Below are 20,055 nucleotides of genomic sequence, written 5' to 3'. Positions count from 1 at the left end.
TCCTCCAGCCCAACCCGAAAGACAGACCCGAAAGGTGTAAGACCGTGGCGAAAGAGTTGCGTTACAACGCCGATGCGCGAGCCCGGATCGAACGGGGCGTCAACGCCCTGGCCGACGCGGTGAAGGTGACCCTCGGACCGAAGGGCCGCAACGCGGTGCTGGAGAAACTCACCGGCCCGCCCACCATCACCAACGACGGCGTCACCATCGCCCGTGAGATCCAGCTCGCCGAACCCTTCGCCAACATGGGCGCCCAGCTGGTCAAAGAGGTCGCCATGAAAACCAACGGTGCGGTGGGCGACGGCACCACCACCGCCACCGTGCTGGCGCAGGCGATGGTCCGGGAAGGGCTGCGCGCCGTCGATCAGGGCGCCAATCCGATGCGGGTGCGGCGCGGCATCGAGCAGGCGGTGGGCGCGGTGCTCGCCGCCCTCGACGACCAGGCCGCCGACGTCTCCGGCCGCTCCGACCTCGAGCGCATCGCCACCCTCGCCGCGGGCGACGACGACCGGATCGGCACGGTCATCGCCGACGCCGTCGAGTACGTCGGCAAGACCGGCGTGGTCACCACCGAGGAGGGCGACACCCTGGGGCTCGGGGTGGAGGTCGTCGACGGCATCGAGTTCGATCACGGCTACACCTCCGGCTACATGGTGACCGACCCCGAACGCATGGAGGCGGTGCTGGAGAACCCGGTGGTGCTGCTCACCAACAAGAAGATCTCGTCGGTGCAGGAGCTCATGCCCACCATCGAGGTGGCCAAACGTGCCGACCGGCCGCTGCTGGTGCTGGCCGAGGACGTCGACGGTGCGGCCCTGCAACTGCTGGTCGGCGGCAACATGCACGGCACCATGCGGTCGGTGGTGGTGCGGGCGCCCGGCTTCGGGCACCGGCGCGTGGCCGAACTGGAGGATCTGGCGATCGCGCTCGGCGGGCACGTCATCGCCAAGGACACCGGCATCGAACTGCACGAGGTGTCGATCGAGCATCTCGGTTCGTGTGCGCGGGCCACCGTCACCGAGAACTCGACGACCCTCGTCGGCGGGCGCGGTGACCAGCGGCTCGTCGACGCCCGCGTCGCCCAGCTGGAGGCGCAACTGGGCCGGGCCCGCATCGACGCCGACCGCGACATCCTGGAACTGCGGATGGCGCGGCTCACCGGCCGGGTCGCGGTGATCCGGGTCGGCGGTGTCACCAGCGTCGAACTCAAGGAACGCATGCTGCGGGTCGAGGACGCGCTGGCGGCGACGCGCGCGGCCGTCGAGGCCGGGGTGGTGTCCGGCGGCGGCACGGCTCTCGCGCAGGCGCACCGGGCGCTGGAATCACTCGAAGCCGACGGGGATGTGGCTGTCGGCATCGGGGTGGTGCGGGCCTCGCTGGCCGAACCGCTGCGGTGGATCGCCACCAATGCCGGCTACGACGGTGACGAGGTCGTCAAGATCGTCAGCGGTCTGCCGATCGGTCACGGATTCAACGCGCTGACCGGAAAATACGGCGACATGTTCGACGAGGGCGTCATCGATCCGTGCAAGGTGACGCGCACCGCGCTGGAGAGTTCGGCGTCGATCGCGGCGCTGCTCATCACCACGGAAACCGCTGTGGTGGAAGAGGTTCCGGTGAATCCGGGCGCGATCATGGCACCCGGTTTCGGCGACCTGGCCGAAGGGATGGTTCGTCCGTCGAACATCTACTGAACCGGGCGGTAACTCGTTACAATTACGGTGATGTGTAGTCCACATCACAGACGAGTCTATCGCACGCAGGAGTGTGTCGATCTGTGAGAGTTCAGCCCAACTCCCAGAGCCGCACACCGTCATCGATCGCCGTTGCCCGCGAGAAATTCTTGGTCGACGAATTGATCGATGACGGTGTGCGCTCCACCATCTCCACCTCGTGGCGCAGGTCGCGAGATTTCAACGTGCACGCCGACCGGCTCGATCTGCCGTTCGTCCGCGAACCCAACCTGGAGTCGCCGCTGGTGATGGCGGCGCGCCCGGTGATCGAGCAGATCGCCGCCGACATGGGCACCGACCCGGTGAGCGTCATCCTCACCTCGCCCGACGGGGTGGTGCTGATGCGCGCGGCCGGACACCGGAAACTGCGCAGCACCCTCGACGACGTGTGCCTGGCCCCCGGCTACAGCTACAGCGAGGAACACGCCGGCACCAACGGCATCGGCACCGCGCTGGAAAGCCGCACCGCGACGCTGGTGCGCGGCTCCGAACACTACGCCGAGTGCTTCGGCTCCCTCTCGTGCGCGGGAGCGCCCATCACGCATCCGGTGTCGGGGGCGGTGGTGGGTGCGCTCGACCTCACCGGCTGGGTGGAGGAGGGCGGCGCGACGCTGCTGTCGCTGGCCAAGTCGGCCTCCGCGCAGGTCGAACGCCGGCTGCTCGAACTGGCCAGCGCCGACGAGGCCCGCGTGGTCGGGGCCTACCTGGCCACCTGCCGGCGGTCGCCGCAGCTGATGGTGATCGCGCTGTCGGGTGACGTGCTGCTGATGAATCAGCGCCTGCGCGAACGCATCGACCCGGGCGACCAGAGCGCGCTCATCGAACTCGCCGTCGACCAGACGCTCACCGGACTCGGTGGCCTGCGGGTGGCGACGCTGCCCGGCGGCGGAGCGGTGCGGCTGTCCCCGATCACCGAGTTCTGCGACCCCGAGGCCGGGATGGCAGTGTTCGGGGTGCACCTGCTTGACGTCGCCGAACCGGTGGTACGGGCCAGGCAGGGCGGGCGGACCACCTCGCTGCCCGGTGTCGCGGGACGGAGTTCGTCGTGGCAGCAGGCGTGCGACCGCATCGCCCGGTACGTCGACGGCGGCGAATGGGTGGTGGTCTCCGGCGAGGCCGGGTCGGGCCGCACCACCTCGCTGAGCGCGGCCGCGCGACGCGGCGGCGGTACGGTGCGGGTCTTCTCCGCCGCCGGTCTGGCCGACCCGGCGGTGATCGACGACCTCGCCGCCGAGGTCGACGCCGCAGGATTCAGCGTCGTCCTCACCGACGTCGACAAGCTCGCAGACGACCAGCTCACCGACATCGCCGAGATCCTGGCCCGGCGCCCCGAGGACGGCTGGGTCGGGGCGACCGTCACCGGCTCCCACCCCGACTCGTTCGCCGCGGCGGTCCTGTTGCCGCTGTTCACCCACACCGTGCCCATCCCGGCGCTCCGGCACCGCATCGAGGACCTCGACGAACTGGTGCCCACCCTGCTGCGTCAGCTCGGCCGCGGTGCCGACCTGCGCGTCAGCCCTGAGGCGATGCGCCAGCTCAGCCGGTGCAGCTGGCCCGGCAACGTCGCAGAACTCCGCCAGACCCTGCGGGAAGTGCTCAGCCGCAAGCGATCCGGCGTGATCGCGGTCTCCGACCTGCCTCCCTCCTGCCGCGCGGTCAGCCGCCGCAAACTCACCCGCATTGAATCCCTCGAACGCGACGAAATCGTCAAAAGCCTTGAAGAGAACGGCTATTCCAAGGCCGCCGCCGCCGAAGCCCTCGGTATCTCCCGAGCCACCATCTACCGCAAGATCAAAGAATTCGGCATCTCCCGCTGACCAGGGACGCGTTGGGTCCGGTGACCTTTCGACGCATGCCGCAACCACTTCCGAACATTCCGTCAACTAGCCTGAATGCCGGGGCCGGCGTTCGGAAGGAAGATGCCATGGGCGTGCAGGAACGGATCGCGCAGGCGGTGGCCGGAGCGATGCAGCGACGGACCTGGCTGCCCGACGCGGTGATGAACCGCATCGACGGCTCCGGCCGCGACGTCGCCGGACTGCGGGTGGTGGTCACCGGCGCGTCGGCGGGCATCGGCCGCGCCGCCGCCATCGACCTGGCCGGCCGCGGGGCGCAGGTGATCATGGTGGCCCGGCGCGAGGACGAACTGTCGACGCTGGCCCGGCACATCGGCGCCGACTACCGGGTGTGCGATCTGTCGGACGAGTCCTCGATCGCCGGACTTGTCGACGACCTGAACGGTCTGGACGTGGACGTGCTGGTGAACAACGCCGGCCGCTCCATCCGGCGCAAGATCGTCGACTCGACCGATCGCCTGCACGACTTCCAGCGCACCATGCAGCTCAATTACTTTGCGCCGGTACAGCTTACGCTCGGTCTGCTGCCGGGCATGGTCGAGCGCGGGCAGGGGCAGTTCGTGAACGTGTGCACCTGGGGGCTGCTGTCGGGAACGTTCCCGAGGTTCTCGGCGTACGCGGCGTCGAAGAACGCGCTGAGCATCTTCGGCCGCAGCCTCAACGCGGAGAACCCACACCCCGGGGTGCGCGTCACCAACGTCTACTTCCCGCTGGTCCGCACCGAGATGATCGCCCCCACAGCCGAATACGCCGACGCGCCGGCTCTCGACGTGGAGGAGGCCGGTCGCTGGATCGTCCGCGCGATCACCCACCGCCCCGAATCGGTGGCCCCGGCGCCGCTTGCCGCAGTCCTGCCGGTGCTCAACTACTTCTCCCCGGGTGCCGCCAACACCGCGATGGCCTCACTTACTTAGTGGTGCATGGGTTTTGAGGTGGTTTCGTCATGCACGTACGTCGCCGGACCCTTCGTGACCCTCGCTCCTCCGTCGCTTCGGCCTCAGGGATCACGATGACCGGTCGCCTCGGCAGTATCGTCGTGACCCCACTTCTTGATCCCTGAGGCCGATGTGAGGTACGAGTGAGGGTCTCGAAGGGTCCGGTGAGACGACGGCATGACGCAACCACGTCGGCGGCAAGGGTCAGTTGATGACCGCGCGGAAGTGGGTGACGATGCGGTTGTCGTCGCCGATCAGGTGGAACGCGATGCCCGGCGGCTGCCCCTCGTTGAGCACACCCGACCCCTCGAACGGCAGGTTCAGGGTGGAGGCGACACCGGGCGCGATGCACAGCGGCCGGCCGGCGAAGGTGGTGACGGCGGCCGAATGGATGTGGCCGCACAGGAACGCCACGATATTCGGGTAGCGGTCGACGAGTTCGGCGAGGCGCTCCTCCCCGGTCTGCCGGATGGTGTCCATGTACGGCATGTGCACATCGACCGGCGGGTGGTGGAAGGCGATCAGCGCCGGGGTACCCGGCTCGGCGTCGTGCAACTGCGCCTCGAGCCAGTCGAGGTCGGCGTCGTCGATGTAGCCGGGGGCCCGGCCGGGAATGGACGAATCGACCAGCAGCAACTGCACCCCGTTCACGGTGAGCGCCGAATTGGCGTGCGCCCGCCCGGGATCCTGGCGAAACCGGTCGTTGTAGTGTTCGCGGTCATCATGATTGCCGATGGTGATGAGCGTCGGCAGCGGGCTGTGGATCGTGCCGAACGCGTCGTCGTACTCGGCCGCCGTCCCCCGGTCGACGAGGTCGCCGGTGATCAGGAGAGCATCGATCCCGTCGGCACGTGCATTGATGTAGCGCAGCACTGCTTCGACGCGGCTGCGGTGATACTCCGAGCCGTCGAAATGCAGGTCGCTGATGTGGGCGACCACGAACACGCCGGACACCCCAGACACCCTAGTCCTCCGACTTCGCCAAAGCACATCGGTGGTTACGCGGGACGATATGGTTTGCGGCGCTACAGATCGCCGGGCAGTTTGTCGCGCCGGATGCCACGCCAGCTCGGATGCCGCAGATGCCCCGTCGACGTCCAGTCCATGAACCGCACCTCGCCGACCAGCTTCGGCAGCACCCACGTCGCCGTCGACGCGACGGGCCGGTCGATCGAGTCGATGAACGGGCACATCCGGATCTCCAGGGGTTTCAGCTCGTCGGCGAGGACCCGCAGCTGGGCGTCGGTGAAACCCGTCCCGACGCGGCCGACGTATCGCAGGCCCGTCTCCTCCGGCAGCCCGAGCAGCAGCGACCCGATGGTGTCGGCGCGGTTGCCCCGGCCCGGGCGCCAGCCGCCGATCACCACCTCGATGTCGTTCCAGTTCTTGTGTTTGCGCCATTGCGTCGACCGGCGTCCCTGCTGGTAGACGGAGGTACGCAGCTTGGCGACCACACCTTCGTAGTTGTGTTCGCGGCTGTGCGCGACGGCGTCGGCACCGGACCCGTCCAGCAGCGCCGGCACCTCCGTATACGGCGACGACCGGAACAGCGGCGCCAGTTCCTCCAGCAACTGCCGGCGCTGGGACCAGGGCACGTCGAGCAGTTGCTTGCCGTTCAGATACAGGACGTCGAACAGCAGCAACCGCAGCCGGTACGGTTCGGCGGTCGTGCTCCGCGAGGCGAGGATCGTGAAATTGGTGCGGCCCGACGAGTCGATCGCCACCACCTCACCGTCGAGCACCACATCGAGCAGCCCGAGTTCGTCGACGATGCCGCGCAACTCCGGGAAGTCGGCGGTCATGTCCAGACCCGACCGCGACGACAGCCGGAACTCGCCGCCCACCGACCGCACCAGCACCCGGTACCCGTCCCATTTGCCCTCGAACGCCCAGTCGCGGGCGTCGAGTCCGTCGATTGGTTCGTCGACGGCCAGCATCGGCCGCGGATCACGCAGGTCGGCCTTGATGGGGCGCGGTTCGTCGTGCATCAGATGGGCGAGCCAGTTCTTCTCACCGGTCTTGATCAGCACGTACCGGCCCTGGAGTTTGCGTCCGCGCAGTCGGACGATGATCTCCTTGTCCCGCCACTTCTCCAGCTCGTAGGTGCCGCTGTCCCAGATCTCCACATGCCCGCCGCCGTATTCGCCTGCCGGGATGTCGCCGGAGAACTCGGCGTAGTCGAGCGGATGGTCCTCGGTCTGCACGGCCAGCCGGTTCTGGTCGTGATCGGTCGGCAGATTCTTCGGCACCGCCCACGACACCAGCACCCCGTCGTGTTCGAGCCGGAAGTCGTAGTGCAGCCGCCGGGCGTGATGTTCCTGGATCACGAAGATCGGTCCCTCGCGCGCGGTCCGCCGGTGGGTGTCGTCACCGAAGGGCTCGGGTGTCTTCGTCTCGTCGCGTTTGCTCCGGTACTCCGACAGATCGGCGACATTCTCGGCCTGCGAGGTTTCGAGGCTCGTTCCTCGCACCTCAACCGGCGGGGGTGGGGTGTTGTCGTCGACCGACGTCGGTGAGCTGTTCACTTCGCCGGTACCCCGTTCGCCAATTTCCCCTTTCCCGGCGTCCCCTTCGCCGGTTGAGGTGTGAGGAGCGTCAGCGACGAGCCTCGAAACCCCGTGAGACGGCAACGGCTCGTCCAGTCCCGCCAGCAGATCCCCGGACTCCTCGACCCGGTCCAGCACCTCGGTGTACAGCAACTGCCGCAGGTCCGGCTCCGACAACTCGGACCAGGTACGCGGTGCCGCCACCCACGGCCGCTCCCGGCCGCGCAACGAGTACGGCGCGAGCGTCGTCTTGGATCCGCTGTTCTGGCTCCAGTCGATGAACACCCGGTGCTCGCGCACATTCTTCGCCATCGACGCCGTGATGGTGTCGGGATAGGCCGCCGCCAGACCGGTCGCGATCTGTTTGGCCACCGTGCGCGCCGAATCCGGCGACACCGGACGGTCGAGACGGGCGTACACGTGGATGCCCTTGCCGCCGCTGGTCACCGGAAACGACCGCAGACCCGCGGCGTCGAGCATCTGCCGGATCAGCAGCGCGACCTGCGCGCATTCGTGCAGCGGCACCCCCGGGCCGGGATCGAGGTCGAGGACCAGCCGGGTCGCCGTGATCGGCTCATCGGCGACGGGGACCCGCCACTGGGGGACGTGCAGTTCGAGCGCCGCCATCTGCGCCAGCCACACCAGCGCCGCGCGGTCGTCGGCCATCGCGTAGGTGATGGACCGCTGACTGTGTTCGACGGTGTACCGCGGCAGCCACGCCGGCGCGCCCTCCGGCAGATGCTTTTCGAAGAACGCGGCCGACCCGACCCCGCCGGGCCAGCGTTTGCGGGTGATGATGCGGCCCCGCACATGCGGCAGCAGCACGTCGGCGATGCGGTTGTAGTAGTCGATGACCTCGAACTTGCGGGTTCCGGCGACGTCGGGCGGGACCAGCGGATACAGCACCTTGGCCAGGTTGGTGACAGCGATTGTGCGGCCGTCGATATCGAGGGTGTCGCCCGCCATGAGGTCCATTGTGCGCCTTTCGGGCAGGGCATATCGGGCGACAGACCATTGACTCTGGTGGCACAATGGCCGACATGCGCTCGATCTGGAAGGGCGATCTCAGCTTTGGTCTGGTGAATGTTCCGGTCAAGGTGTACTCGGCCACGGAAAGCCACGACCGCAAATCGCATCAGGTCGATTCCGCCGACGGCACCCGAATCCGGTACCGCCGCGTCCGCGAAGGCACCGACACTGAGGTCGACTACGCGAAAATCGCCAACGCCTACGAGGCCGACTCGGGGGAGACGGTGATCGTCACCAAAGAAGACCTGGCGACGCTGCCGGTGAACCGGTCCCCGGAGATCTCGATTCTGGAGTTCGTGCCGCGCGAGCAGGTCGACCCGATCTATTTCGACAAACCGTACTACCTCGAACCGGCGTCGAAATCGCCGAAGGCGTACACGCTGCTGGCCAAGGCGCTCGAGCAGACCGACCGGCTGGCCGTCGCCGAATTCACCCTGCGCAACCGCACCCGGCTCGCGGTGGTGCGGATCATCGACGGCGTCATGACGCTGCAAACCCTGCTGTGGCCCGACGAGGTGCGGCCCCCCGAATTCAAGTTCCTCGACACCGACGTGGAATTGCGTCCCCAGGAATTGGACATGGCGGCCTCGCTCATCGAGACGATGGCCACCGATTTCGATCCGAGCCGGTTCGAGGACAAATACCAGCACGAGCTCAGCAAATTGATCGAGGCCAAATCCGAAGGCGGCGAGGCGTTCCCGGAAATCGAGGAAGCGGACACCGACGACGATTCGGAGGTCGCCGATCTGCTCGCCGCCCTGCGCGCCTCGGTCAAGGACCGGGCCCCGCAACGCGAACCCGATGAGGCGCCGGAGGAACCGGAAAAGAAGGCGCCCGCGAAACGGACGAGCCGCCGCGCCAGTTGACTCCCATCGCTGGTTGAGGTGTGAGGAGCGCAAGCGACGAGCCTCGAAACCTCGCAAGCGGACAATGTCGTCTCACCGGGTTTCGAGGCTCCTCGCCTGGCGGCTCGTCACACCTCAACCAGCGAGGAGGAGAGCGGCGAAAATCGTTGGTCATCGGGGCCGGTGGTGGGCCACACTCGACCAATGACTTCGCAGGCCGACCTACCCAAGGTGCTGCGCCCGTTCGGGACGCGGCAGTACCGGTGGCTGGCCGCGGGCCTGGCGCTGGCGTTGTTCGGCGACGGGATCTGGCTGATCGCCGTGGTCTGGCAGGTCATCGACCTCGGCGGGGGTCCGGCGCAGGTGTCGCTGGTCTCGGCCACCACCGCCGTCGGCATGCTGGTGTCGTCCCTGGCCGGAGGTGTGCTGGCCGACCGGGTGTCGCAGCGGCTGATCACGATCGGCCTGGAGGCCACCAAACTGGTGGCGTTCGCGTCGGTGGGGGTGGCGGCGATGGCCGGGGTCCTCACGTTCGGGCATCTGCTGTTCGCGGCCCTGCTCAGCGGTATCACCACCGGCATGTACTACCCGGCGTACTCGGCGCTGCTGCCCAATGTCGTCGAGGCCGCACACCTGCAGGCCGCAAATGGCGTCGAAGGTTTCATGCGGCCCGTGTTCAATCAGGCGGCGGGCCCGATGATCGCCGGTGTCGTCATCGGTATGGCAGCTCCGGGGCAGGCTGTCGTCCTCGCCGGCATCGCGTCGGCGCTGTCGGGTTGGTGTTACGTAGCCATGGGACCGGTGACCCACCGACGTGAACCGGTGGGGAGTGCCGACAGCTTCGGGGCGCGGGCAGCGGTCTCCGACATCGCCGAGGGTGTGCGGTACATGCTACGCACCCCGTGGCTGTGGGCCACGTTGTTCTTCGCCACCGTCCTGGTGCTGGCGACGATGGGACCGATCGAGGTGCTGGTGCCGTTCGCGCTCCGCGACCGGGCCGGTGGCGACGCCGGTGACCATTCGCTGGTGCTGATGGCGTTCGGTGCGGGCGCCGCGATCGCCTCGCTGACATTCGCGTCGATCCCGATGCCGCGCCGCTACCTGACGCTGATGCTCGGTGTCTGGGGTGTGTCCAGCGTTCCGCTCGTCATCATGGCGTTCGCCGACCGTACCTGGATGTTCGTGGCCGCCGCATTCGTACTCGGTGTGCTGTTCGACGGCCCGATGGTGATCTGGGGGACGCTGCTGCAACGTCGCGTGCCGCCGCACCTGCTGGGACGGGTGGCGAGCCTGGACTTCTTCGTGTCGGTGGCGCTGCTGCCGGTGTCGATGGCGATCGTCGCCCCGGTCAGCCACGCGATCGGTTACCCGGCGACGTTCATCCTGGCGGGACTGTTGCCCGTGCCGTGCGCGCTGGTGTTCTACTTGGCGGCCCGGTTGTGGCGCGACGAGATCGAACACCCACTGCGCGACGAGCCGGGCATCGAGGTGTCAGTCGCCGCGCGCGGCGACCATGAGGTCTGTCAGTGATTGCAGCACAGGCGAACTGAGCTTCCAGTACTGCCAGAACAGGGGCACGTCGACGGGTCTCATCGGCAGCCGGACCAGCCGGCCGTCCGCGAGCGCGGGCGTGGCTTGCTCGGAAGGTACCGTGCCCCAGCCGATTCCGAGTTCGACGGCACGGTTGAACTCGGTCGACGCCGGGATGTACACGGTGGGCGGGTTGACATGCCCGCCCACCGTGTCGGCGATCGCGGCCCACTGGATGTCGTCGCTGCGGTCGAAGCGGATGACAGGTGCCTGCCGCAGCGATCGCTCGTCGACGCCGCCCGGGAAGTACCGCTGGACGTAGTCAGGGGTGGCGACGGGCAGGTAGCGCATCGCTCCGAGACTCACGACGGTGCAGCCGCGGATATCGGCGGGTGCGGAGGTGATCGCGCCCAGAACCTCGCCCGACCGCAGGAAATCGGCATTGCGGGACTCGTCGTCGCGCATCACCTCCACGGCGACGGCGTGGTCGCGGTGCAAGTCGGCCAGGACCGGCAGCAGCCAGGTGGCCAGCGAGTCCGCGTTCGCGGCGATCGGCAGGTGCACCCGCTCGCCCGTGCCGCCGAGTAGTTCGGTGTGCGCTTCGGCCGTCAGCAACTCCCACTGCCGGGCGAGCCGCACCAGGACCTGACCGTCGGCGGTGGCTGTCACCGGCTTGGTTCGCCGCACCACCACCCGCCCGACCTGCGCCTCGAGTGCCTTGATGCGCTGGCTGACCGCCGACGGCGTGATGTGCAGTGCCTCGGCGGCGGCGTCGAAGGTGCCTTCGCGGACCACAGCGGCGAGGGTGAGCAGACTGTCCTGCCCGAACTCCAACATAAGTACAGCTAATCATTCGTAAGAAACATTCGCTGTCTTTCAGAGTGTGCTGTGCCTAGCGTTGGTGGACGTGACGACGTACTTCCTTACTGCCCTCGCCGGCCTGCTCACCGGGGCCGGGCTCATCATCGCCATCGGCCCGCAGAACGTGTTCGTACTCCGCCAGGGGGTGCGCCGCGAACACGTACCGGCGGTGGTGGCGGTATGTGCGGTCTCCGACGTCGTGCTCATCGTCGCAGGGGTGGCCGGTCTCGGCGCGTTGGTGGCTGCCCATCCCGGTGCGGTCACGTTCGCCAAGCTCGCCGGCGGCGCGTACGTGCTGGCCCTCGGGGTGCTGGCCGCGCGGCGGGCGCTGCGCGGCACCGAGACCCTGGAGGCGGGCGCGGAGGAGACCGGTGCGGCGAGTCGCTGGGCCGCGATCGCGACGGCGCTCGCGCTCACCTGGCTCAACCCGCACGTCTACCTCGACACCGTGCTCACCCTCGGCGCCATCGCCAACAGTCACGGAAACGCCAAGTGGGCGTTCGCCATCGGCTGCTGCGTCGCCAGCATCGTCTGGTTCTGTGCCCTCGGCTACGGTGCGGGCAAACTGTCCCGGTTCTTCGCGTCGGCGCGGGCCTGGCGGCTTCTCGACGCGGTTGTCGCGGCGGTGATGTTCGCGATGGGAGCAATGCTCATCGCGACAGTCTGAGGCGGCGATACGACGGGTGGCGAGTCCGGACTACTTTCATGCCGGCCGGTCTGCCGCCCGTGCCGTCATTGAATTGAAAATGTTCGCCATGGGAATGGTGTTGATTCTTCCGGTGCCCGGTTGACGTTCGTACGGCTATGAAATAGACGTAGCCCCAACGGGTCAAGATTCGGGTCTGTTCGTTCCTTGCGGAGACCATCGAAACTCTGCGGCTTAGAGTTCTCTGATCGCGGCAATCGAGTACGTGACCGTCGTACCCGACCGTGGACGAGAGGATTCTTTGCTATGAGTATCGGTAGGTCTCGCACACTGGCGGTGGCATTGAGCTCGGTGGCTGCCGCGGTGGGTGTGGTCGTGGGTTCGGCATCGCCGGCAGCGGCAGCTCCGGAGCAGAAAACAATGAAAGACGATCCATTTCCGACGATTCTCGCCGACCGGGGTATGGCGCCGAGTTCGGATTCTTCGGGGAAGCCTTCGCCCTGGAATTCGATCGTCTGGGATCACGTGACTGTGCTGACCCACACGCAGACGGTTCTGGCGCGCGACTCGGGGGTGCTGCCGGTGGTACAGCAGGTAGCGCCCAAGCCATACAGTGAGCTTGCCGGTATGGCCAGGTTCGTGCTGCCGCTCGGTGCCTCGCTGATCAACGCGGGTGGATGCTTGGCGCTCTTTTGGCAGGACGAGCCATTCACAGCGCCGGACGGACGTCAGCGTCAGGCATTCGTACAGGTTTTTGCAAAGTCCGGGTGTTATGCGTAACCACCTGATGAATGAAAGGGTACGTTCGATGAGATCGGTCAACCGACAGAGAATTCTTGGCGCGGCGAGTTCGCTGGTGTGTGCTTTCGGGGTCTGTGTGGGTGCGGCTACGGCGGTGGCCGCACCCACACAGGCGCTGAACGCCGAGAATGGCTGGGTGAGGGTTTCCTTTGCCGAAAAGCCGAAATCCTTTCCCACTCAGTATGCGAATGTTCGCTGGTATCCCGGAAATGATGAGTCCGGCAAACCGCATCCGCTGAACAGTCATGTGTGGGACCATGCGACACTGCTCACCCGTACTCAGACCGCCTTCGTGCGTGACTCTGGCATCCTTCCGGTGGCCGCGGCCATCGCTCCGAAACCGTACAGTTCCCTCGCGAAGGTGGCGCCGAAGGCTCTGAAGCGTGCCGGGAGGATGGTGACCGATGGTGGATGTCTGGCCCTGTACTGGGACGACAGTCCGTTCATCTCGCCGGACGGCAAGCGGACATTGGTCGGTGGCCAGGTGGCGGCCAAACAGTTCTGCAGTCCCTAACGGTTCCGTAGCCGACAGCGGATCCGTCGCCGACAGTAGTTCTGCCGCCCGAGCAGCACCTGTTGCCGGCCGGTGCCAGGGACTGCGGATCCGATGACCCGGTGATGGCCCGGCGATACGATGGCACGATGGCAGAGCAGGCATCGCCCGGTGTGGGGCGCATTCGGCAGAACGATATCTACGTCAACGGGATTCACGGCCGGAAGCCCAAGGTGCCCACCGATCATGCCGAACTCGAGCGCCGCGCCCGCAAGGCGATGAGCGAGCGGGCGTGGGCCTATATCGCCGGTGGTGCGGGCGAGGGGACGACGATGACCGCCAACCGGGCGGCGCTCGACCGGCGGGTGATCGTGCCGCGGGTGCTGCGTGATGTGTCGGTGCGCAACACCGGCATCGAACTGTTCGGTGACACGCTGCCCGCGCCGGTGCTGTTCTCCCCGGTCGGTGCCGGTGCGCTGGTGCGCAGGCGCGCCGACGTGCTCATCGGCCGGGCCGCGGCCCAGCTCGGGGTGCCGTACATCTTCTCCAACCAGGGCAGCGCGCCGATGGAAGATGTTGCGGCGGAAATGGACCGGATCCGCCCCGGATCCCCGCGCTGGTTCCAGCTGTACTGGTCGGTCGATGAGGATCTGGTCGACAGTTTCCTCGCCCGGGCCAAGGCGATGGGGGCCTCGGCGATCGCCGTCACCCTCGACACCACGATGCTCGGCTGGCGGCCGCAGGACCTGAACCTGGGGTCGTTGCCGTTCGCCCGTGCCGAGGGCATCGACCAGTACACCTCCGACCCCACGTTCCGCGACATCGTCGCCAGGCGGCTCAAGGCGGTGGTCGACAAGCAGAAACCCGAGGTCACGCCGGGTGCGATCCGGACGCTCGTCTCGATTGCCCGCAACATCCCCGGACCTTTCCTCAAGAACCTGACCGCGCCCGAGTCGATGGAGTCGGTGCAGACGTTCCTGTCGATCTACTCGCGGCCGTCGCTCAACTGGGACGACATCGCCGGGCTGCGCGAGCGCACCGATCTGCCGATCGTCCTCAAGGGCATCCTGCATCCCGACGACGCGCGCCAGGCGATCGACACAGGGGTCGACGGCATCATCGTGTCCAACCACGGGGGTCGTCAGGTCGACGGATCCATCGGCGCCGTCGACGCGCTCGCCGCCATCGCGCCCGTCGTCGACGGCCGTATCAAGGTGCTCGTGGACTCCGGAATCCATACGGGTGCCGATGTTTTCAAGGCGCTCGCCCTCGGTGCCGACGCCGCGTGCATCGGCCGCCCGCACATGTATGGCCTGGCGATCGACGGCGCCGATGGTGCGCGGGATGTGGTCACCAACATCATCGCCGAGCTCGACCTCACGCTGGGTCTGTCGGGGCACACAGCGGTCACCGACCTGGATCGGAGTGCCCTGTCGGAGGTGTAACGGGTTGGTTCCGAAAGGCCCGGGAACAGAGCTAGTGTTCGGTCGGCGCGTCGGTTGCGTCTATGTTTGTACGCATGAGCAGCACGATTGACGGACCGGGTAAGGAAGATCTGGGCACCGACGATCGGGACGTGGCCGTGACCGAACCGGCAGGCTGGCGGGACTACGGAGCGACCGAATTGCCCGTTCCGCTGGCCGCTGCGCTGGACACCTTCGCCGAACACGGCTACCACGGCACGTCGGTGCGGGAGATCGCCTCCCGCGCCAACCTGTCGGTGCCGGGCCTGTATCACCATTACCCGTCCAAGCAGTCGCTGCTGCAGGGTCTGCTGGAACGGACGATGACGGACCTGCTCACGCGCTCCGAACAGGCCGTCGCAGAGGCGGGGGACCAGCCGGTCGCCCGCTTCGACGCCGTCGTCGAGTCGCTGCTGCGGTTCCACATGTACCGTCAGGCGCAGGCTTTCGTCGGGTCCACCGAGATCCGCAGCCTCGACGCCGGTTACAAGCCGACCTATATCGGGTACCGGGACCGGCAGCAACGGATGGTCGACGAGATCGTGTTCGCCGGCGTCGAGTCCGGGGACTTCGCCACCCGGTATCCCAAGGACGCCGCGCGGGCGGTGGCCACGATGTGTGTCGGGGTGTCCACCTGGTTCAACGTCGACGGCGAGGTGGCCGCGGACGAGCTGATCCGGCGCAATCTGCACATGGCGCGCTGTCTGGTGGAGTACACAGGGGACTGAGCGTTCGTCGTTGACGTTCCGGCGGCGGCCTGGCATGGTGTAACAAATCACCGAGCGATCGCTCGGTCTGGATGCTGTACCAGGAGTAGCCCGTTGCCTGTAGACCTGACCTACGACACGTCCGTCACCGACCTCGTCGACAAGACGTCGGCCTTCGTCCGCGAGCACGTGCTGCCGGTCGAGAACGAATTCCACGGCGATGTCACCGCCGCCGGCGGCGACGATCTACGCCGCAGACTGAACGACGCCGCCCGTGAGGCGGGGGTGTTCGCCCCGCACGCACCCGTCGAGTTCGGCGGGCTCGGCCTCACCATGTCCGACCGGGCGCCGGTGTTCGAGGCCGCGGGCTATTCGACGTTCGGGCCGGTCGCCCTGCACATCGGCGCCCCCGACGAGGGCAACGTGCACATGCTCGCCCACATCGCCGACGACCGCCAGCGCACCCTCTACCTCGAACCGCTCGCCCGCGGCATCGTCCGCTCGGCGTTCGCCATGACCGAACCGTCGCCGGGTGCGGGATCGGATCCCGACGCGCTGCGCACCCAGGCCGTCAAGGTCGACGGCGGATGGAAGATCAACGGCGACAAGCGATTCATCACCGGCGCCGACGGTGCCGGATTCTTCATCATCATGGCCCGCACCGCCGGATCGCCCGGCGACCGCGGCGGCGCGACGATGTTCCTGGCGCCCGCCGACACCCCCGGCATCACCGTGCAGCGGCACATCCACACCACCGACAAGGCGATGATCGGCGGGCACTGCGAGGTCAGCTTCCGTGACGTGTTCGTTCCCGACGAGGACATCCTCGGCGAGGTGGACGAGGGTTACCGGTATGCGCAGGTGCGGCTCGGGCCCGCCCGTATGACGCATGTGATGCGCTGGATGGGGTCGGCGGTGCGCTGCCAGGACGTGGCCGTCGAGTATGTCGCGCAGCGTGAGGGTTTCGGCGGCAAGCTCGCCGACCTCGGCATGATCCAGCAGATGATCGCCGACAACGAGATCGACCTCGCCGCCGCGCGGGCGCTGCTGATCAGGGCCTGCCACGAACTCGACGCCGGCCGGCACGCCTCCAACGAGACGTCGATCGCCAAAACCTTTGCCGCCGAGGCATATCTGAGGATCGTCGATCGCAGTATCCAGATGTGCGGCGGGCTCGGGGTGTCCGAGGATCTGCCGCTGGCCCGGTTGCAGGCCGAACTGCGGCCGTTCCGCATCTACGACGGCCCGTCCGAGGTGCATCGCTGGGCCATCGCCCGGCGCACCGTCGGCCGGTGGCGCAAGGCGCAGCAGGCGAAGGGGGCGGGCGCATGAGTCACCCCGCTCTCGACGCGGCCAAGCTGCGCGCCTTCCTCGTCGACCAGGGCGTCGACGTCGCCGGCGAGCTGACCGTCGACCTCATCAGCGGCGGTAAGTCCAACCTGACTTTCGGTGTGTCCGACGGCAAGTCGAATTGGGTGGTGCGCCGTCCGCCGACCGGTGGACTCACCCCGTCGGCACACGACATGAACCGCGAATGGGCCGTCACCCACGCCCTGCAGGGCACGTCGGTGCCGGTGGCCACCACCGTCGCCGTCGACCCCGAGGGTGAGGTGATCGGGGCGCCGTTCACCGTCGTCGAGTATGTCGACGGTCTGGTGGTGCGTTCGGCGCAGGATCTCGCCGCGCTCTCCGACGACGACGTGGCCCGCAACTGTGAGGCGCTCGTCTCGACGCTGGCGTCGCTGCACGCCGTCGACTACGCCTCGGTGGGTCTCGAATCCTTCGGCAGGCCTGAGGGTTTCGCGGGTCGTCAGGTGAAGCTGTGGGCCCGGCAGTGGGGGCATGTGAAGACTCGCGACCTTCCCGATCTCGACACCCTGGTGGCCGCGCTGTCGGAGCGGGTGCCCGCCGAGTCGCGAAACACCATCGTGCACGGCGACTTCCGCGTCGACAACACCATCCTCGCCAAGGGCGATCCGGGAACCGTTCGGGCCGTGGTGGACTGGGAGATGTCCACGCTCGGTGACCCGCTCACCGACATCGCGCTGATGTGCGTCTACCGCACCCCGGTCTTCGACACCGTCCTCGGTTTCGACGCCGCCTGGACCAGCGACCGCTACCCGTCGGCCGACGCCATCGCCTCCCGCTACGCCGAACTCGCCGGAATCGACCTGGGCGACTGGGACTTCTACCTCGCCCTGGCCAACCTGAAACTCGGCGTGATCGGCGAGGGCATCACCCACCGAGCCCTCGCCGGTGCGGCCTCCGACGGTGCCGAGCGAGCCGCAGAGGCCACCGCCGAATTCATCGCCAACGGCCTCCGGCAACTCGGCTAGTAGGCGGTGATCAGTTCCTCCGGTGTGAAGTGGGTGACGCCCACGACGGTGCACCCTGATCGTGCGACCGCGATGAGCGGGGCGTCGACCGCAGCGCCCGGAAGCTGAGTACGGTGCGCTTGTAGCGCACCGAGGTCGTGGCGGTCGAAGGGTGCGTTCTCCAGCCACTTGATGGAGCCGAGAGCGATGATGCGCTTGGTGTTCGGGGTGCGGTCGCCGACAACGATGTCGATCTCCGGGTTGTTGGTGCGTGTCCAGTAGCCGCCGACCACGCCGGGAGCATCGTACTCATCGAGTATGACGGTGGGCACCAGGCGTTCCAGAGCGTCGCGGATGGTGGGCTCGATCGCACGCCCCCGCCACGATGTCCAGGAGTTGCGGATACGTGCGTGGACACGGTCGCCCCGTCCACGCTCGATTTCGTCGAGGTGTGGTCCGAGGAATGAGAGCCAGAACCGGAGGTAAGGGTCCGCGATCCGATATCGCTTGTCCCTCGCTCCGGACTTCGTCGAGAGCGGCTCATCGGCCGCGACGATTCTCTTGGCCAGCAATATGGCCAGCGAGCGGTTGAGTGAGGCTTGCGGCGTATTGCCCGCGGCGCGACCGATATTGGTGAACGTGCGTTCCCCGCTGCCGATCGCTGCCAGGACGGTACGCGGCTGTGCGTCGGACGGGAACTCGGCGGCCAGCGATCGTTCGCCCGAGACCAACAGTGCGGACGTCGGGTCGCGCAGCGCCTGATCGAGGTAATCCATCAGTGGCATACCGGCCGGCCACTCGTTGCAGATCAGCGGGAGCCCGCCGGTGATCAGTTGCGCGTCAAAGGCATCCGCAGCCGGAAGGTCGAGGATCTCGGCCACCTCGGCGGGAGTCAGCGGGGGGACGACCATTTCGGTGGCGCGCTGGTGGAATGGCCGACCGTACTCGTTGAGTGCTTCCATCATCGCCAGATCGGAGCCGATGCCGATGAGCAGGACGCGTTTGCGGGCCAATTCACGGTCGAATGCCCGTTGCAGGGTTCCTTCGAACCCGTCATCTGCGGCGATCAGATAGGGGACCTCATCGAGGACGACGACGCTGCCGTCGTCTGGTAGTGCTGAGGCCAGAAGTCGAAACGCCGCGTCCCAACTCGCGAGTTCGACGCCGTCGAAGACCGCGGCTCCGGGCAGATCGGATGCCACGACCTCCTCGGCGAACAGCCTGAGCTCGTCGCGCACCGGTCGTCCCGTCGCGGCAAAGAACAGGTGAGGGACGTCGATGTGCTCGACGAACTCCTCCACCAGCCGTGATTTGCCGACGCGCCGCCGGCCACGGATGAGTAGTGCTTTCCCGGGTTTGGCGTCCCCGTCGTCGCGTACGTGCCGCAGGAGTCCGCCCAGCCGGGCCAGTTGCGCGCTCCGTCCGACAAACATACTAACCTCCAAGTTACTAACATTGATGATAGTAACACTGAGGTTTGTATGTTGGCGCCGGCGCCTGCGTCAGTCGGCGAGGTAAGCGGCTACCGGAAGGTGGCGATGCCGCCGTCGCGGTCGGCGAGGTGGGCGTGCTCGTTGAACGACACCACCGACAGGCCGCTGCGGCCCGCGATCAGTTTGGTCACCGACGCGTTCACCATCGTCCGCGCCAGCACCGGCCAGCGGGCGTCGGGCACCTGCCACAGCTCCGCGATCAGCGCGCCGATCGTGCCCGCCGACGACGCGACCAGCACGTTCTGTCCGGAACCGGCGGCGGCGTGGGCGGCGCGGGCCGCGTTGCGGATGCGGTCCCGATAGTCGGCGTACGTCTCGTGGGTGCTGCCGTCCGGGAGGACGAGTGAGCCGTCGATCCACTCGCCGAGCCGTGCGTCGAGCATCCGCTGATAGGCGGCACCGTCACGGAAGTCGTCGATGGTCGCGGCACTGCCGAAGTCGGGGATCTCGTACTCGTCCCAGCCGGCCTCGACCACCGGCGCGGGCGCCCCCGGAAAGCTGTCGAGCACGGCGGCGATCGTCTGCTGCTGGCGCGGCAGCGTCCCGGTGAACGCGGCGTCGACCTTCGGGATCAGCGACGACAGCAACGCCCCGCTCATCTTGGCCTGCATCACCCCGGTGTCGGTGAGACTGCCGATCGGCGCCGAGCTGTCGGCGGCTTCGGCCACGCCATACGCACTCGGATCGGCCTGTCCGTGGCGGACGATATAGATAGCACCCATACCCGTCACCCTATTGCCTGCCGCCCGGGGCGGTTGCAACTGCCGGGCTTGACCTTCGCGTTGGGTGAGACCTGAGGATG

General features: G+C 67.5%; 17 protein-coding genes. 12 read left to right on the top strand and 5 right to left on the bottom strand.

All coding sequences use genetic code 11. The features are described from left to right. The first annotated feature begins 44 nt into the window (after window positions 1-44). From groL to GOAMR_RS14090, 3 genes are all read left to right on the top strand, one after another. Window positions 45-1,694, top strand: coding sequence for a chaperonin GroEL (gene groL / locus GOAMR_RS14100; RefSeq protein WP_005188941.1), 1,650 nt, complete (start codon window positions 45-47; stop codon window positions 1,692-1,694). 83 nt (window positions 1,695-1,777) lie between these two features. After that, a complete protein-coding gene (locus GOAMR_RS14095) occupies window positions 1,778-3,550 on the top strand; it encodes a sigma-54-dependent Fis family transcriptional regulator (RefSeq protein ID WP_040515330.1) in 1,773 nt (590 codons plus the stop codon). A 107-nt stretch (window positions 3,551-3,657) separates the two neighbouring features. Next, window positions 3,658-4,503, top strand: a complete 846-nt coding sequence (locus GOAMR_RS14090; RefSeq protein WP_005188936.1) for an SDR family NAD(P)-dependent oxidoreductase — start codon at window positions 3,658-3,660, stop codon at window positions 4,501-4,503. A 225-nt stretch (window positions 4,504-4,728) separates the two neighbouring features. Here the strand turns inward: GOAMR_RS14090 and GOAMR_RS14085 are convergent, their stop codons facing one another. Both GOAMR_RS14085 and GOAMR_RS14080 read right to left on the bottom strand, forming a co-directional pair. Next, complete coding sequence (locus GOAMR_RS14085; protein ID WP_040515367.1) at window positions 4,729-5,469, bottom strand: metallophosphoesterase; 741 nt, start codon at window positions 5,467-5,469, stop codon at window positions 4,729-4,731. An 80-nt stretch (window positions 5,470-5,549) separates the two neighbouring features. Continuing rightward, window positions 5,550-8,045, bottom strand: coding sequence for an ATP-dependent DNA ligase (locus GOAMR_RS14080; protein ID WP_005188930.1), 2,496 nt, complete (start codon window positions 8,043-8,045; stop codon window positions 5,550-5,552). A gap of 65 nt (window positions 8,046-8,110) precedes the next feature. On the opposite strand from GOAMR_RS14080, the gene ku reads away from it, so the two are divergent. Both ku and GOAMR_RS14070 read left to right on the top strand, forming a co-directional pair. Then, window positions 8,111-8,965 carry a non-homologous end joining protein Ku gene (ku, locus tag GOAMR_RS14075; RefSeq protein WP_138943742.1) on the top strand — a complete coding sequence of 285 codons (855 nt, stop codon included), beginning with the start codon at window positions 8,111-8,113 and terminating at the stop codon, window positions 8,963-8,965. A 183-nt stretch (window positions 8,966-9,148) separates the two neighbouring features. Further along, entirely contained in the window at window positions 9,149-10,474 is a 1,326-nt protein-coding gene (locus GOAMR_RS14070) for an MFS transporter (protein ID WP_005188922.1), read from the top strand. Here the strand turns inward: GOAMR_RS14070 and GOAMR_RS14065 are convergent. Then, a complete protein-coding gene (locus GOAMR_RS14065) occupies window positions 10,436-11,308 on the bottom strand; it encodes a LysR family transcriptional regulator ArgP (RefSeq protein WP_040515366.1) in 873 nt (290 codons plus the stop codon). The genes GOAMR_RS14070 and GOAMR_RS14065 overlap by 39 nt on opposite strands. A gap of 73 nt (window positions 11,309-11,381) precedes the next feature. Between GOAMR_RS14065 and GOAMR_RS14060 the strand changes: the two genes are divergently transcribed. The 7 genes from GOAMR_RS14060 to GOAMR_RS14030 all read left to right on the top strand — a co-directional run bounded on the left by GOAMR_RS14060 (window position 11,382) and on the right by GOAMR_RS14030 (window position 17,781). After that, a complete protein-coding gene (locus tag GOAMR_RS14060) occupies window positions 11,382-12,002 on the top strand; it encodes a LysE/ArgO family amino acid transporter (RefSeq protein ID WP_040515364.1) in 621 nt (206 codons plus the stop codon). Window positions 12,003-12,287: 285 nt separating this feature from the next. Next, on the top strand, window positions 12,288-12,761 hold the full coding sequence (locus tag GOAMR_RS14055; protein WP_005188913.1) for a hypothetical protein: 474 nt from the start codon (window positions 12,288-12,290) through the stop codon (window positions 12,759-12,761). Between the two features lie 115 nt (window positions 12,762-12,876). Then, a complete protein-coding gene (locus GOAMR_RS24830) occupies window positions 12,877-13,296 on the top strand; it encodes a hypothetical protein (RefSeq protein ID WP_138943741.1) in 420 nt (139 codons plus the stop codon). A gap of 128 nt (window positions 13,297-13,424) precedes the next feature. Further along, on the top strand, window positions 13,425-14,720 hold the full coding sequence (locus GOAMR_RS14045) for an alpha-hydroxy-acid oxidizing protein (protein WP_005188909.1): 1,296 nt from the start codon (window positions 13,425-13,427) through the stop codon (window positions 14,718-14,720). Window positions 14,721-14,794: 74 nt separating this feature from the next. Next, window positions 14,795-15,466: a TetR/AcrR family transcriptional regulator gene (locus GOAMR_RS14040; RefSeq protein ID WP_138943740.1), complete on the top strand. Its 672-nt coding sequence runs from the start codon at window positions 14,795-14,797 to the stop codon at window positions 15,464-15,466. Window positions 15,467-15,559: 93 nt separating this feature from the next. After that, the gene (locus GOAMR_RS14035) at window positions 15,560-16,777 is read left to right on the top strand and encodes an acyl-CoA dehydrogenase family protein (protein WP_005188903.1); all 1,218 of its coding nucleotides are present in this window, start codon (window positions 15,560-15,562) and stop codon (window positions 16,775-16,777) included. Next, a complete protein-coding gene (locus GOAMR_RS14030; RefSeq protein ID WP_005188900.1) occupies window positions 16,774-17,781 on the top strand; it encodes a phosphotransferase family protein in 1,008 nt (335 codons plus the stop codon). Before GOAMR_RS14035 ends, GOAMR_RS14030 begins: the two co-directional genes overlap by 4 nt. Here GOAMR_RS14030 and GOAMR_RS14025 read toward each other — a convergent pair. Continuing rightward, the gene (locus GOAMR_RS14025) at window positions 17,778-19,193 is read right to left on the bottom strand and encodes an ATP-binding protein (RefSeq protein ID WP_005188897.1); all 1,416 of its coding nucleotides are present in this window, start codon (window positions 19,191-19,193) and stop codon (window positions 17,778-17,780) included. The genes GOAMR_RS14030 and GOAMR_RS14025 overlap by 4 nt on opposite strands. Window positions 19,194-19,282: 89 nt before the next feature. Then, window positions 19,283-19,975: a histidine phosphatase family protein gene (locus tag GOAMR_RS14020; RefSeq protein ID WP_005188894.1), complete on the bottom strand. Its 693-nt coding sequence runs from the start codon at window positions 19,973-19,975 to the stop codon at window positions 19,283-19,285. Window positions 19,976-20,055: the final 80 nt, after the last annotated feature.

Origin of the sequence: Gordonia amarae NBRC 15530, assembly GCF_000241345.1 — a bacterium.
In the GTDB taxonomy this organism is placed as follows: Bacteria; Actinomycetota; Actinomycetes; order Mycobacteriales; family Mycobacteriaceae; genus Gordonia; species Gordonia amarae.
Note: the sequence above shows the minus strand (reverse complement) of the source record. Positions and strands in the feature narration are given on the sequence as shown.

Excerpts from the sequence above, each read along its gene's own strand:
- GOAMR_RS14040 (WP_138943740.1), top strand. The coding sequence starts at position 14,795 with ATGAGCAGCACGATTGACGGACCGGGTAAGGAAGATCTGGGCACCGAC.
- GOAMR_RS14055 (WP_005188913.1), top strand. The coding sequence starts at position 12,288 with ATGAGTATCGGTAGGTCTCGCACACTGGCGGTGGCATTGAGCTCGGTG.
- GOAMR_RS14030 (WP_005188900.1), top strand. The coding sequence starts at position 16,774 with ATGAGTCACCCCGCTCTCGACGCGGCCAAGCTGCGCGCCTTCCTCGTC.
- GOAMR_RS14070 (WP_005188922.1), top strand. The coding sequence starts at position 9,149 with ATGACTTCGCAGGCCGACCTACCCAAGGTGCTGCGCCCGTTCGGGACG.
- ku (WP_138943742.1), top strand. The coding sequence starts at position 8,111 with ATGCGCTCGATCTGGAAGGGCGATCTCAGCTTTGGTCTGGTGAATGTT.
- GOAMR_RS14080 (WP_005188930.1), bottom strand. The coding sequence starts at position 8,045 with ATGGACCTCATGGCGGGCGACACCCTCGATATCGACGGCCGCACAATC.
- GOAMR_RS14020 (WP_005188894.1), bottom strand. The coding sequence starts at position 19,975 with ATGGGTGCTATCTATATCGTCCGCCACGGACAGGCCGATCCGAGTGCG.
- GOAMR_RS14045 (WP_005188909.1), top strand. The coding sequence starts at position 13,425 with ATGGCAGAGCAGGCATCGCCCGGTGTGGGGCGCATTCGGCAGAACGAT.
- GOAMR_RS14090 (WP_005188936.1), top strand. The coding sequence starts at position 3,658 with ATGGGCGTGCAGGAACGGATCGCGCAGGCGGTGGCCGGAGCGATGCAG.
- GOAMR_RS14025 (WP_005188897.1), bottom strand. The coding sequence starts at position 19,193 with ATGTTTGTCGGACGGAGCGCGCAACTGGCCCGGCTGGGCGGACTCCTG.